This window comes from Chryseobacterium sp. Leaf394 (assembly GCF_001424105.1).
Lineage (GTDB): Bacteria > Bacteroidota > Bacteroidia > Flavobacteriales > Weeksellaceae > Chryseobacterium.
In genome coordinates this window covers 224,041-237,707 of the sequence record NZ_LMQH01000004.1, presented here as the reverse complement: position 1 = coordinate 237,707, position 13,667 = coordinate 224,041, and the positions used below count along the sequence as shown (strand labels likewise).

General features: G+C 36.2%; 13 protein-coding genes and 1 pseudogene. 12 read left to right on the top strand and 2 right to left on the bottom strand.

All coding sequences use genetic code 11. The annotated features are described in order from the left end of the window. Positions 1-65 precede the first annotated feature (65 nt). From ASG21_RS01805 to ASG21_RS01785, 4 genes and pseudogenes are all read left to right on the top strand, one after another. Positions 66-899, top strand: coding sequence for an OmpA family protein (locus ASG21_RS01805; protein ID WP_056074986.1), 834 nt, complete (start codon positions 66-68; stop codon positions 897-899). A gap of 291 nt (positions 900-1,190) precedes the next feature. Next, positions 1,191-1,838 carry an O-methyltransferase gene (locus ASG21_RS01800; RefSeq protein WP_056074984.1) on the top strand — a complete coding sequence of 216 codons (648 nt, stop codon included), beginning with the start codon at positions 1,191-1,193 and terminating at the stop codon, positions 1,836-1,838. A 43-nt stretch (positions 1,839-1,881) separates the two neighbouring features. Next, positions 1,882-2,563 (top strand): annotated as a pseudogene (locus tag ASG21_RS01795) (C40 family peptidase); the annotation flags it as partial. A gap of 458 nt (positions 2,564-3,021) precedes the next feature. After that, positions 3,022-4,284, top strand: a complete 1,263-nt coding sequence (locus tag ASG21_RS01785) for a glycosyltransferase N-terminal domain-containing protein (RefSeq protein ID WP_056074979.1) — start codon at positions 3,022-3,024, stop codon at positions 4,282-4,284. Here ASG21_RS01785 and ASG21_RS01780 read toward each other — a convergent pair. Both ASG21_RS01780 and ASG21_RS01775 read right to left on the bottom strand, forming a co-directional pair. Next, positions 4,276-4,902: a hypothetical protein gene (locus tag ASG21_RS01780; RefSeq protein ID WP_056074976.1), complete on the bottom strand. Its 627-nt coding sequence runs from the start codon at positions 4,900-4,902 to the stop codon at positions 4,276-4,278. The genes ASG21_RS01785 and ASG21_RS01780 overlap by 9 nt on opposite strands. Further along, a complete protein-coding gene (locus tag ASG21_RS01775; RefSeq protein WP_056074972.1) occupies positions 4,902-5,654 on the bottom strand; it encodes a glycosyltransferase family 2 protein in 753 nt (250 codons plus the stop codon). Before ASG21_RS01775 ends, ASG21_RS01780 begins: the two co-directional genes overlap by 1 nt. A 148-nt stretch (positions 5,655-5,802) precedes the next feature. Here ASG21_RS01775 and ASG21_RS01770 point away from each other — a divergent pair, with 148 nt between their 5' ends. From ASG21_RS01770 to ASG21_RS01735, 8 genes are all read left to right on the top strand, one after another. Then, on the top strand, positions 5,803-6,282 hold the full coding sequence (locus ASG21_RS01770; protein WP_056074968.1) for a lipocalin family protein: 480 nt from the start codon (positions 5,803-5,805) through the stop codon (positions 6,280-6,282). A 172-nt stretch (positions 6,283-6,454) separates the two neighbouring features. Then, positions 6,455-9,268, top strand: a complete 2,814-nt coding sequence (gene leuS, locus ASG21_RS01765; RefSeq protein ID WP_056074964.1) for a leucine--tRNA ligase — start codon at positions 6,455-6,457, stop codon at positions 9,266-9,268. A 239-nt stretch (positions 9,269-9,507) separates the two neighbouring features. Further along, entirely contained in the window at positions 9,508-10,380 is an 873-nt protein-coding gene (locus ASG21_RS01760) for a MotA/TolQ/ExbB proton channel family protein (protein WP_056074961.1), read from the top strand. 62 nt (positions 10,381-10,442) lie between these two features. Then, positions 10,443-11,033, top strand: a complete 591-nt coding sequence (locus ASG21_RS01755) for a biopolymer transporter ExbD (protein ID WP_056074958.1) — start codon at positions 10,443-10,445, stop codon at positions 11,031-11,033. Between the two features lie 20 nt (positions 11,034-11,053). After that, positions 11,054-11,602, top strand: a complete 549-nt coding sequence (locus ASG21_RS01750; protein ID WP_056074956.1) for a biopolymer transporter ExbD — start codon at positions 11,054-11,056, stop codon at positions 11,600-11,602. Between the two features lie 26 nt (positions 11,603-11,628). Continuing rightward, positions 11,629-12,465 carry a hypothetical protein gene (locus ASG21_RS01745; RefSeq protein ID WP_056074953.1) on the top strand — a complete coding sequence of 279 codons (837 nt, stop codon included), beginning with the start codon at positions 11,629-11,631 and terminating at the stop codon, positions 12,463-12,465. Between the two features lie 105 nt (positions 12,466-12,570). Further along, on the top strand, positions 12,571-12,771 hold the full coding sequence (locus ASG21_RS01740) for a hypothetical protein (protein ID WP_056074950.1): 201 nt from the start codon (positions 12,571-12,573) through the stop codon (positions 12,769-12,771). Beyond that, positions 12,764-13,633, top strand: coding sequence for a substrate-binding domain-containing protein (locus ASG21_RS01735; protein ID WP_082482330.1), 870 nt, complete (start codon positions 12,764-12,766; stop codon positions 13,631-13,633). The genes ASG21_RS01740 and ASG21_RS01735 overlap by 8 nt, the downstream gene beginning before the upstream one ends. Positions 13,634-13,667 lie beyond the last annotated feature (34 nt).

The window sequence follows — 13,667 nt, the reverse complement described above, 5'->3', positions numbered from 1 at the left end:
CGTTTACCATTTAATTGAATTTTTCTACCTTTGGAGCTGTCTTAAAAATAAAAAAAAGATTGTTTATGAAAATTTTTAAAATCTTAGCAGCTTCTGCCATCGTTTTGGGCATGACCTCATGTGTCAGCAAAAAACAGTATGAGGCTTTAAGCTCAAACTACAAACAGTGTATCGAAAACATCGGGGAAAGACAGAGAGAAATTCAGGATCTGAAATCTCAGAATGCAAGTCTTACCAGTGAAAATAACTTATTGAAAAGTCAGCATGATGCTTTGAAATCTTCTTTGGATGCATGTCTTTCAAATTCAGGGAAAAGCTCAGCAAATATTGATAAATTGGTTGGGGAAATTAATTCTTCAAACGCTTACATCAAGCAACTTATCGCTTCAAATGCTAAAAATGACAGTTTAAATTTAGCTTTATCAAACAAGCTGAAAAGATCTTTGGATAACGTAACCGATCAGGATGTTCAGGTGAAAGTACTGAAAGGTGTGGTAATGATTTCATTATCAGATAAAATGTTGTACAAAACAGGAGATTACAATGTATTGCCTGCAGCTCAGGAAGTTTTGGGTAAAGTGGCTAAAGTGATCAATGACTACGATAAATATTCTGTATTAATCGAAGGTAACACAGATAATGTTGCTCTGAATTCTTCAAGCTTACCGCGAGACAACTGGGATCTTTCTGCTTTAAGAGGTACATCAATCGCTAAAGTTTTGCAGACTCAGTTTGGAGTTGACCCGGCAAGAATCACAGCTGGTGGACGTTCAGAATACAATCCTAAAGCAACCAATATGAGCGTTTCCGGAAGAGCTGAAAACAGAAGAACGGAAATTATCATCATGCCTAAACTGGATGAATTTATGAAACTGATGGATATTACTCCAAAAAAGTAGTAACTTTAAGCTATAAAAAAATAAAAGATCTCGATTTTGTCGGGATCTTTTTTTAATTTAGTTAAACCACATTTTCTCTTTCAATCAAGCTGAAAATGTAATCGAGGAAATTTTGCAGGTTTGTGAACCCTTGTCTATTTTTTTTCATCACCTTTAATACAGTATTTTTACCTATATCATTGATGTGTCAAAATTACAAGCCTTATTTTATATATACAATCCGTATTTTTACGGTATTTTAAATAAATATTTTTTCGTAAAGGAAATTTTAAATCAGATTATTAAAAAAAAATGAGTTATTTCGAAGAAAAACATCCTGAAATGGACAGGTATCTGGAAAATCACGCTTCCCTCGAGCCTGAAATCCTGAAAAAACTGAGAAGGGAAACTTTTCAGAAAACCACGCAGCCTCACATGATTTCAGGTTATCAGCAGGGAAGACTTTTAAGCATCATCTCAAAAATGCTCAGCCCAAAAAATATTTTGGAGATAGGAACCTTTACAGGTTATGCCACATTGTGCCTTGCAGACGGACTTTCAGATGATGGAAAAATTACAACTTTAGACGTCAATGAAGATCTGGCCTATTTACCGAAAAAATATTTTGCCGAAAGTAAATTATCTTCTCAAATTGATTTTAAAATTCAGGATGCAAAAGAATTTCTGAAAGACACTGACGAAATTTTTGATCTGGTTTTTATTGATGCAGATAAAGAAAATTATGCAGAATATTTCAGATTGATTAAACCTAAAACGAAATCCGGCTCTGTGGTTTTATTTGATAATGTGTTGTGGTACGGGAAAGTTTTAGATGAAAACCCGAAGCAGAAATCTACCCAAATCATCAAAGAACTGAATGATTTGGTGGCTCAGGACGAAGATTTTGATAATCTTATTTTACCTTTGCGTGACGGAGTGAATTTTCTGAGAAGAAAATAACAGAAAAAAAGAAATCCAGACCTTAAATTTTAACCTTTGAATGATGAATAAAGGAATTTGTACAGTTACTGTAGCTCCTGTGCGGGCAGAAAATTCGGATAAAGCAGAAATCGTTACCGAAATCTTATTCGGTGAAAGTGCCGATATTTTGGAGGTGAATAAAAACTGGACCAAAATAAAAATGCACTACGATGGCTATGAGGGCTGGATGGATACCAAGCAGATCAAAACTGTTTCTGATGAGTATTTAGCGAACAGAAAAGTGACTGTGGTGACCGAAGATTTTGCTTCTGTGCTGATGAAAGACGGCAAAACTCTGCTTTCAATGGGATCTGAAGTTGAATTTCCCGCTGTGGCGTCCAGGCGCAGCCATAATTTGAGGGAAAGTATTGCACTTACGGCAAAAGAATTCATCAATGTTCCGTATCTGTGGGGTGGCAAAAGCTTTTTCGCGGTCGACTGTTCAGGCTTTACGCAACTGGTTTATAAAATTCACGACATTAAACTTCCCCGTGATGCGTCACAGCAGGTGGAAGTGGGCGAGTCGCTTACGTTCGTGGAAGAAAGTGAAATGGGAGATCTTGCTTTTTTCGAAAATGCGGATGGCAAAATTATTCACGTCGGAATCATGCTTGATAACCAGAAAATCATTCATGCCTCAGGGAAAGTGAGGATTGATACGCTGGATTCGTCAGGGATTTTTAATAAAGAACTGAATCAGCATANTTTTTTTTGTTGCAAACATCGTTCTCTTGAGCTTTATCTGGGGTTTTACCATATATTCCTATTCAGATCTTCCTGAAATTGTTCCAACTCATTTTGCGGTAAACGGAACGGTAAATGGTGAAGATCACAAAAAAACAATTTGGTTTCTGCCGGCAATCGCGACATTTATTTTCCTTCTGCTCACAGGAATTCCCAGAAATCCGGATTCTCCGATGCTGAATGTTCCAAAAAGTTTCAGAAACAAAGAAAAGCTAAAGGTTTTTTCTTACAGTATTCTGTGTGTGATGCTTATTCTGCTTGCCGACACTGTGGTAGAAAGCATTCTTATTGCCCAGGGAAAATTAAATGAAATGTCAAATGCCGTATTCTTTCTTTTGCCATTATTACTTTTTACAATTGGAATTCACATTTACAGAATGATTAGGGAAGGAAGGAGAGAAACTTTAAATCTAAATAATTGAAATCGCTGTATAATATTTTTGTCAGTCTGATGATTTTCGGAATGAAGGTCTTCGCTTTGTTTAATGCTAAAACTAAAAAAGGCGTTGACGGAAGAAAACAATCTCCCGAACTGATAAAATCTAAATTTTCGCCTACTGATGAGGTTTTGTGGATGCATGCTGCTAGTTTGGGTGAGTACGAGCAGGGACTTCCGGTACTTGAAAAGCTCAGAGAAAAGTTTCCGGAATATAAAATTTTAGTTACCTTCTTTTCACCTTCAGGTTACGAAAATGTGATTAAAAAGAATACAATCGCGGATGCAGTCTGCTATCTTCCGTTTGACAGAAATTCAGATATAAAAGAATTTTTAAAGGCTTTTAAACCTAAACTTTTTTTTACGGTAAAATATGATTTCTGGTATAATTTATTGAGACAGTTAAAAGAAAAGAATGCGAAAATATTTGTAGTTTCGGCATTGTTTTACGAAAGACAGAGTTTTTTTAAGTCTTACGGAAAATGGTTTGTAAAACAGCTCAAAGACAATGTTGACTGGTTTTTTCATCAGACCAGACATTCCTATGCTCTGGCAAAAAGTGTTGGTCTGGAAAAATCGTCGGTAACCGGAGATACAAGATTTGACCGGGTGAAACAGATAAAAAACAGGGATAATCACGTCCGTTTTATCAGTGAATTTATTTCGGGAAATAAAACAGTCGTCTTTGGAAGTTCATGGCAGGCAGAAGAAAAAATTACCAGAATAATCTCTGAAAAAAATCAGAATTTAAAACTGATTATCGCGCCTCACGACTTAAAAAGAGTTGAAAATTTAAAAGAGATTTTCCCAACTGCAATCCTATACAGCAGTCTGAAAAACCATAACACTCCTACACCTAACAATTCTACAACTCTCGAACCCTCCAACCTTCAAATTTTAATTATTGACAGTATAGGATTACTCTCAAAAATATATTCGTATGCCGACGTCGCCGTTGTTGGTGGTGGTTTTCACGATGCCGGACTTCACAATATTCTGGAAGCTGCAACTTTTGGCGTGCCCGTAATGTTCGGAAATCAATACCGGAAAAATCCTGAAGCAGATGATTTAATAAAAGCCAATGGCGGAAAATCTTTTGAAACTGAAAAAGAAGCTGCAGATTTTATTTTAAATTTAATTAAAAACCAAAATTCACTGACAGAAATGTCTCATAATGCATCACAATTTGTAAGCGGAAAACCAAATTCCTCAGAATTGATTATTCAGAAGATTCTGTCACTTTAAAAAACCGTGATTCTTAATATCTTTGATAATTAAATCAAAATGATCCGGAATTTTTTCAATCGTCAGCCAGTTAAAATCTATTCCGTTGTTGATGAAAAGTTTTTCCAGATAAACGTTTGAAGTTATTTTATCATGCAGTTCCGAGAGAAGATCGTCCAGTTCCATCCAGTAATCTTCGTCCAATTTTTTGATGAGTAAGAGAGATTTGACTACTTTATTAATAAGATAAAGGTAAAGTTTATAAATGTCATTAAACCTTTGTCGGCTCAATTTATCATTGGATTCTAAAATCTGATTAATCAGAAAAAGATTCAGAGAAACATCACCAAATTTATCCGAAGTCACCTTCACATGCTCCGTAATTTCAGCACTGATTTTTCTGATGAGAACGACAAAATATTTTTGATTGCTGATGTATTTTGAAGCAAATTCTACCTTTTCTCTGATGTGTTCTTCCATCGCATCACGCTTCTGATCGGCAGTTTCAGTGTCAATCAGTTCAAAATACAGTTTTTTGGATAAAATTTTATCCTTTTTTAATAATCTGAAAATAAGGCGGTCCTTTTCTATAGGTTTCAGTTCGCTCAGCGCTGCTTTAAATTCTTTAGAATATTCCATCAGTTAAAGAGTTTTGAATATTTTTTAAAACCATTGAAAGCCCAGTTTAGAGTATAGTACATTGATTTTACAGTTGAAAATTTCATGAAATCTCTGTACACCAAATATTGATCCTTTATGATATTCTGTTTTTTTCTCGAGATGCTCGTAGCGTGCATCCTGTATTTTGCCATCGTTTTCGGCAAAGCTTTTCCCTCGGGGATTTTCTTTAACAAATTAAGCCACATCACATGATCTTCCCGTTTGCTGCCTTCCGGAAAAAACTCCTTTCCAACCCTTTTAGAATCGTACATAGAAGAAAGGAGCGACAGTCTGCAGGTTTTAAGCAAATTTTGAAAAGTTACAGTTTTATCAGCTTTGAAATCTTCAATCTGAGGATTTAGATTTTCGTCGCATCTTGCATAGTTGGAGTAGGCGAGCTCGGCATTTTCCTTTTTCATGAAAGTGATCATCTCTTCTAAAAATTCAGGATTCCAGAAATCATCAGCGTCTAAGAAAGTAATAAATCTCCCAGAAGCCTTCTGAAGAGAAATATTTCTCGCATGCCCAGCGCCACCGTTTTTTTCAGCGACAGTGAGTTTGATTCTCGGATCAGAAATGTTTCTTATAATTTCCACCGAACCGTCTTTGGAACAGTCATCCGTAATCAGCCATTCCCAATCTGTAAACGTTTGGTTAAGTACCGAGTCTATGGTTTGTCCTAAAAATTTTGAGGAATTATAGCAGGGAGTGATGATGGAAATTTCGGGCATTTGCGACTTTTTCCGCAAAGATAAACTTTTTAAAATGTGTTTAAATAAACCAAAATGATAAGAAAATGTAAAATATGATTCCAAATATCAAAAAAAATAACAAAGTATTTAAAAAAAATCATAATTTTAGGCCTTGAAAAAATGATCTATGAAGAAATTAGCATTATTATTTGCAGGATTAGCTCTGTTTGCGACTACTACAACAGCTTGTAACAACGACGATGAAAATACAGCACCAGAAGTTCCGTTGGTAGGAACATGGCAGCCATTGGCTGAGGTAAGAACGGAGGTTGATGTGAATGGTGACGGTTTTAGTGATCAGATTACGTACAGCACTTGTCAGCAACAGGGAAGATGGGTCTTTAAAGAAAATACCTCAGGAACACGGACTACATTTGAAGAATCTGGTCTGCCTATTGTGTGTGCTCAGACTTCAAACCGTACTTTTTCATACATTTATGATAAAAGCGGCAAAACTATAGAACTTAAATATCAGGGAACTGTTGTTTCAGACAAAGGTAAAATCACAAGACTGGATGCTGATGCAATGAATCTGATGATTGAAGATAAAACTGATCCTGCTGTGTACAAAACTGTGACTTATTCTTTCAAAAGAATTCCGCAATAATATTTAGATATATTTAAATTACCATATAAAATCTCATCTGCGGATGGGATTTTTTGTTTTAAGCCCTTTTTATTTTAATTAATATTTCTTTAAAAATCATTATTTTTGTGAATCAGGATTGAAAATTAGATTTATTTTACATCCATCTTTTAACATATAACAATTACGAAACGTGTTTTACGATCATCAGCAGATAGAAAAAAAGTGGCAGAAATACTGGGAAGACAATCAGACTTACAAGACTTCCGATAAAACAGATAAACCGAAATTTTATGTACTCGATATGTTTCCGTATCCATCGGGAGCGGGTCTCCATGTAGGTCATCCGCTGGGATACATTGCGTCAGATATTTATGCGAGGTACAAAAGACATCAGGGTTTTAATGTGCTGCATCCTGTTGGTTACGACAGTTTTGGGCTTCCGGCTGAGCAGTATGCTATTCAGACTGGTCAGCATCCTGCGGTTACCACCGAACAAAACATCACGAGATACGAAGAGCAGTTAAGAAAAATTGGTTTCTCATTCGACTGGAGCAGGGAAGTGAGAACTTCCGACGCTTCTTATTACAAATGGACGCAGTGGATTTTCATCGAACTGTTTCATTCGTGGTACAATAAAATTACCGACAAGGCTGAATCTATCGAAACTTTGATTCAATATTTTGAAGAAAAAGGTACGGAAGGTTTAAATGCAAATCAAAACGAAGAATTAAATTTCACAGCAGAAGAATGGAAATCTGCTTCTGAAATTGATAAAGAAGATATTTTATTAAATTACCGTTTGGCCTACAGAGCTGAAACTACAGTAAACTGGTGTCCTGCTTTAGGAACAGTTTTGGCCAACGACGAGATTAAAGACGGTAAATCCGAAAGAGGCGGTTACCCTGTTTTCCAAAAGAAAATGATGCAGTGGAGCATGAGAATTTCAGCTTACTCAGAAAGATTGTTGCAGGGTTTAAAAACATTAGACTGGCCGCAGCCGTTGAAAGATTCTCAGGAATACTGGATAGGGAAATCGCAGGGAGCGCAGGTTAAATTTGAGATAGAAAATCACGACGAGATTATTGAGGTTTTCACAACAAGACCCGACACCATTTTCGGTGCAACCTTCATGGTTTTGGCTCCCGAAAATCCTTTGGTGGAAAATATCACAACGCCGGAGCAGAAAGCTGAAGTTGATTCTTATATAGAAGAAACTTCCAAGAAAACCGAACGTGATAGAATGGCAGACGTGAAAAACGTGAGTGGTGCCTTCACGGGAAGTTATGCAGTGAATCCGTTCAGCGGAAAAAAGATGCCGGTTTATATTTCAGATTATGTACTGATGGGTTACGGAACCGGAGCGGTAATGGCTGTTCCTGCACATGACGAGCGTGATCACCATTTTGCTAAGAAATTTAATTTAGAAATTATAAAAGTTGTAGAAACTGAAGAGGATATTCAGGAAAAATCTTTTGATTCCAAAGATTCTGTCTGTGTAAATTCTGATTTCTTAAACGGTTTAAATTATAAGGATGCAAAATCAAAGATAATTGCAGAAATAGAAAACAGAAAAATTGGTCACGGCACTACAAACTACAGACAGCGTGATGCAATTTTCTCAAGACAGAGATACTGGGGAGAGCCCGTTCCTGTATATTATAAAGATGGAATGCCTTATACTTTGCCAAAATCTGCTTTGCCTCTGGAACTTCCTGAAGTTGAAAAATATTTGCCGACTGAAGACGGAGATCCGCCTTTAGGAAATTCAAAAACATTTGCGTGGGATGAAGCAATTGAGAAAGTAGTCGCAACAGATTTAATTGATGGTAAAACTGTATTTCATTTAGAATTATCTACAATGCCTGGCTGGGCAGGAAGCTCATGGTATTTCCTGAGATACATGGATCCGAATAACGATGAGGTTTTTGCTGAAAAAGATTTATCAGACTATTGGGGACAGGTAGATTTATACATTGGTGGAAGCGAGCATGCCACTGGTCACTTACTGTATTCCCGTTTTTGGAATATGTTCTTGAAGGACAGAGGATATATTAATAATGATGAACCTTTCCAAAAGCTGATCAATCAGGGAATGATTTTGGGGATGAGTGCTTTTGTTTACAGGGTTGAAGGAACCAATCAATATGTTTCTAAAAATTTGGCAAAAGATTATCAGACTCAGGCAATTCACGTTGATGTATCATTATTAAAAGGAACTACCGATGAGTTAGACACCGAAGCTTTTAAATCCTGGAGGCCGGATTACGCAGACGCAGAATTTATTTTGGAAGATGGAAAATACGTTACTGGCCGTGAGGTCGAAAAAATGTCCAAGTCAAAATACAATGTTGTAAATCCCGATGATATCTGCGAAGAATACGGAGCTGACGGTTTAAGATTATACGAAATGTTCCTCGGTCCGTTAGAGCAATCCAAGCCTTGGAACACTCAGGGATTAAGCGGAGTTTACGGTTTTCTTAAAAAATTCTGGAATCTCTATTTTAATGGAGAGGTTTTTGAAGTATCGGATGAAGAGCCTACAAAAGCAGAATATAAAGTTTTGCATACCTTAATTAAAAAGGTAGTCTATGATATAGAAAACTTTTCATTCAACACTTCGGTTTCATCATTTATGATTGCTGTAAACGAATTACAGAAATTAAAATGCAACAAACGCAATATTTTGGAACCTCTAGCCGTTGTAATTTCTCCCTATGCACCACACATCTGCGAAGAATTGTGGAGTCTCATGGGAAATAATGAATCAATAGAATATAAAAACTTTCCGGTGCTTGACGAAAAGTATCTTGAAGAAGATGAAATTGAGTATCCTGTAAGTGTAAACGGGAAGACAAAATTCAAGATTTTATTGCCCGCACAGCTTTCTGCTAAAGAAGTGGAAGATTTAGTGCTTCAAAATGACAAAATGGAACAGATTTTGGAGGGTAAAACTCCTAAAAAAGTTATTGTAGTACCCAAAAAAATAGTGAACATAGTAATTTAAAAAATAATTAACATTGGAATATTCAAAAAAATACACAATCTATTTTTTTGAATATTCAATGTTTTTTTAATTATTAGTAGAAGATTGATAAAATAGTTTTTTATTTTTGATGAAAGTGGAACAGATTAATAAATTGTTATTCTAAAAATACAAAATGTTTATTTATGTCTCTTGCATGTTAAATTATTTTATCTTTATTTTACAATCTGAAATTTTTAAACAATATAATTTAGTTAAATATGGAAATGAATGTTTCAAAAAATGATGAGCAAGTAGTTGCTAAAAAGAAGGGTGGTCTTAACCCTGCAATTGTAATTCCTGTATTATTCCTGATCGGGGTTGCAATTTATATGTTTGTATTGGGTAACCCTTCAAACTTCCAACATCCAGATCAGTTTAAAGGTGCAGCTTCTGTTGCTTTAACTGATGTTGAAGGAAAGAAAATTGAGCCTGCTGAAGGATCAATGATGGGTATCGTTTACAAAGGGGGTCCTGTAGTTCCAATCTTGCTTACATTTATGATCACGGTATTGGTGTTCTCAATCGAGAGAGCTATGGTATTGGGTAGAGCAAGCGGTAAAAACAACTTGGATAACTTCGTAACAACAATCAGAACGTATCTGAACAAAAACCAAATCAACGAAGCTTTGGAAGAGTGCGACAGACAACAGGGTTCTGTAGGGAACGTTGTAAAAGAAGGTCTTACTACTTACAAAATTCTTGAGAAAGACGCTACTCTGAACAAGGAGCAGAAATTGGTAGCATTAAGCAAGTCTTTGGAAGAAGCTACAACTTTGGAAATGCCTATGCTTGAGAAAAACATGATGATTCTTTCTACTTTAGGTACTGTAGCAACGTTAGTTGCACTATTAGGAACAGTACTTGGTATGATTAAAGCATTTGCTGCTCTAGGTGCAGGTGGAGGATCTCCGGATGCTGCTGCATTATCAACAGGTATCTCTGAAGCATTGATCAACACAGCTTTAGGAATTGGTACTTCTGCGATTGCAATTATCCTTTACAACTATTTTACATCTAAAATTGATGGATTAACTTATAAAATAGACGAAATCGGATTAAGCATTCAGCAATCTTTTGCAGAATTCAACTAAGAATTGAATTTAGTCTGCAAACAGACACAATCTTATTTTGTTAAATTTTATAAATATTTAATATGGCGAGAGTCAAACCAAAAAGACACGGGGTAGTTACGGATATGACGGCAATGTGCGACGTTGCTTTCCTGCTCCTTACGTTCTTCATCCTTACAACGCAGTTTAAAAAGCCGGATGCAGAGCAGATTACTACGCCATCTTCAGTTTCAACGCAAAAGTTGGATGATACCAACTTGATGACGATAAGTGTAACTCCGGACGGAAGATTCTTCTTTACACCTACTGTTACACCAACCGAGAGAGATGAAATTCTTGATAATATGGCTGGTGAGTACAGAATCGGGTTTACAGAGGCTCAGAAAAAAGCATTCAGAAATGCAAGTGCCATCGGAGTTCCAATGAAGCAGCTTCCATCTTATCTTGATAAGCCGGAAGATGTGAGACAACAGATCAAAGGAGTTTCAATTCCTATGGATTCTGTGAATAAAGAATTGACCAGCTGGGTAAAATATTCTCTGCAGGCAAATCCTGAAGCCAGATTGGCTATTAAGGGTGATGCTAAAGCACAGTATCCGCAGTTCAAGGCATTGTTTGATGGATTGAAAGAGATTGAGTTTTATAAATTTGTACTGATTACATCGTCTGAGTAATCGGATTAAAAAAGAGAACAATGGCAGAAGTACAAGTACAGGAAAAAGGCGGGAAAGGCGGAAAGGTCCGCTCGAAAAAACATAACGCCAGAGTAGACATGACTCCGATGGTGGATTTAGGTTTCCTTTTGATCACATTCTTTATGTTTACCACAACTTTCAGTAAACCCAATATTATGGATATGAAGTTGCCGGCTAAACCTCCAAAAGATCAGCAGATTACGGATATACCAGAAATTGACCTATCAAATGCAGTAACATTTCTTTTGGGGAAGGATGATAAAATGTATTACCATCAGTTAGATCAGAATGGTCTTACAGATCCAGGTAAACTTACAGAATCTACACTTGATTCAGAAGATATTGCTAAAGTGATTGCTACTGCGAAAGCGAGAGCAAAAAGACCGGATATCTTTACAGTAATCATTAAACCTACTGATGACTCAAATTATGAGAATTTCGTAGATATTCTGGATGAAATGGCAATTACTAAAACAGACCACTACGGTATTGGTGAAGTAAAGCCTTGGGAAAAAGCTGTTTATGACCAAAAAGTTGGTAATAAATAGTTGATTAATAAATAAATTAAAAAAGTATGTCAACAGATAATTATAATGCTACAAGTCCTACTCTTGATGAGGTGGTATTTGAACGCAGAAATAAAGAATATGGTGCGTATGATCTGAGACAGGCGTACAGACCATTGTTAACAAAGGCATTTCTTTTAGGAACTCTTATTTTCGTTCTCATCGTTGTAGGTCCGTTTTTATATTTAAAAATGACCCAGGAAGAGGCGAAGGAAGAGAAAATTGTGGAAGTAAATTTAGATGAAATCAAAGATTTACCTCCGCCTCCTATCGAAGAAAAAGCACCGCCTCCACCACCTCCACCACCGCCGGTTGAACCGCCTAAAGTGGAAATTGTGAAGGATATGATTCCTGAGCCAAAACCAAACCCGAAAATCGAGGAACCACCTAAAAAAATGGAGGAAACCAAAGATACAAACATCGGTACTAAGGATCAGGAAGGTGAGAAGAAGGTTGTATGGAAAGCTCCTGAAATGCCGAAAGAGACAGGTCAGGGTAGAGTGATGGAAACTCCTAAAGTAGATCCTAACAAGATCGTTGAAGGAGGTCTTGAGCAGCAGGCTGATTTCATTGGAGGTATTGAGAAATTCAGAAGATTAGTAGGTGAAAACTTCGATCAGTCTGATTTTGAAGGTCTTGGTGAAACAGTAAGTACAAGCATCAGTTTCGTAGTTGAAAGAGATGGTACCATTTCAGACGTAAAAGCTACAGGTCCGAATTCAGCATTCAACAAAGAAGCAGAAAGAACGATCAGAGGAATCAGAGGAAAATGGTCTCCAGGTAAAATGCAGGGAGAATCAGTAAGATCAAGATTCAGACTTCCATTAAAAATGGCATTTGAATAATCTGATTTTTAATTAAATACTAAAAGGGCAGCAATTTATTTTGTTGCTCTTTTTTATTAACTTTTTTTAACTTTGAGACTGATATTATTTTAGTATTTTTGCTATATGGTCTTTAGATATTTATCAATCCTGGTAGGCTTATGCTACATTCTTGTAGGTGTTTTTACCATTATTTACAAAGCATTTATCGTATTTCCTCTGGAGCAGTTAACAGCTTATGCTTTAGGTGCTGTTCTGATCGGATACGGAGTTTTCAGAATAACAAGGGGCTTTTATCAAATTAAAAAATCTGATCAGGATGAGTAAGAATATTCTTTACGTCTTTTTTACACTGGCAATATTTCTGTCATGTTCTGCTGATAAAACAGATTCTCCGCAGACAGGTGATATTACAGTAGTTGCTGATGAATCCTTTGAAAACGTTACAAGGGTTTTAAAAGACCGTTACATGCTTTTTTATCCTAAGACAAAAATTAATCTGAAGATTAAAAAAGAGAATGAGGCTTTGCAGGATCTTCTAAAAGGTAACGCACGGGTAATTGTAATGTCAAGGGATCTTACAGCAGATGAAAAAACGGCATTTAAGCAGAAATTTAAATCTGAGATTGAACCTGCGAGATTCGCGGCTGATGGTCTTGTTTTTATAGTGTCAAAAGCTTCAACACTGGAGAATGTGTCAGTAGATGAAATTAAAAGAAGATTGCTTGACGGCAAGAATTCATTAATTTTTGACGGATCCAATTCTGCAAACACAAGTTTTATTGCCAAAAGGCTCGGGATTGCACCCAATGATTTACAATATTCTACGCTGGCATCCAACGAGGATATTATCACTCAGATCAATAAATATCCGAACAGCATTGGTGTCGTAGGATTTAATGCTTTAAGCAGACCACACAATACAGAGTCAAAAATGTTTCGTGAATCTGTGAAGATTTTACCGGTTACAGATGCAAATGGTAATAGCGTGGCAATTTCGCCTCAGACAATGAAAAATAATACTTATCCTTTTACAAGGGTTCTATATTTCATTACAAATGAAGCATACTTTGGTCTGGGAAATGGATTTATCAGATTTTCATGTTCACAGCCGGGTCAGATCATCGTAAAAAAACAGGGATTACAGCCATTTTATATTATTCCGAGAGAGGTGAAAATCAGTGAGTAATAGATTATTGGTCTGATAATTGATAAATATAAAC

What these genes read in the sequence shown, in the direction of transcription:
- ASG21_RS01740 (WP_056074950.1), top strand. Translation starts at nt 12,571, where the DNA reads ATGGTCTTTAGATATTTATCAATCCTGGTAGGCTTATGCTACATTCTT.
- ASG21_RS01775 (WP_056074972.1), bottom strand. Translation starts at nt 5,654, where the DNA reads ATGCCCGAAATTTCCATCATCACTCCCTGCTATAATTCCTCAAAATTT.
- ASG21_RS01800 (WP_056074984.1), top strand. Translation starts at nt 1,191, where the DNA reads ATGAGTTATTTCGAAGAAAAACATCCTGAAATGGACAGGTATCTGGAA.
- ASG21_RS01805 (WP_056074986.1), top strand. Translation starts at nt 66, where the DNA reads ATGAAAATTTTTAAAATCTTAGCAGCTTCTGCCATCGTTTTGGGCATG.
- ASG21_RS01770 (WP_056074968.1), top strand. Translation starts at nt 5,803, where the DNA reads ATGAAGAAATTAGCATTATTATTTGCAGGATTAGCTCTGTTTGCGACT.
- ASG21_RS01755 (WP_056074958.1), top strand. Translation starts at nt 10,443, where the DNA reads ATGGCGAGAGTCAAACCAAAAAGACACGGGGTAGTTACGGATATGACG.
- ASG21_RS01750 (WP_056074956.1), top strand. Translation starts at nt 11,054, where the DNA reads ATGGCAGAAGTACAAGTACAGGAAAAAGGCGGGAAAGGCGGAAAGGTC.
- ASG21_RS01760 (WP_056074961.1), top strand. Translation starts at nt 9,508, where the DNA reads ATGGAAATGAATGTTTCAAAAAATGATGAGCAAGTAGTTGCTAAAAAG.
- ASG21_RS01735 (WP_082482330.1), top strand. Translation starts at nt 12,764, where the DNA reads ATGAGTAAGAATATTCTTTACGTCTTTTTTACACTGGCAATATTTCTG.
- ASG21_RS01780 (WP_056074976.1), bottom strand. Translation starts at nt 4,902, where the DNA reads ATGGAATATTCTAAAGAATTTAAAGCAGCGCTGAGCGAACTGAAACCT.
- ASG21_RS01745 (WP_056074953.1), top strand. Translation starts at nt 11,629, where the DNA reads ATGTCAACAGATAATTATAATGCTACAAGTCCTACTCTTGATGAGGTG.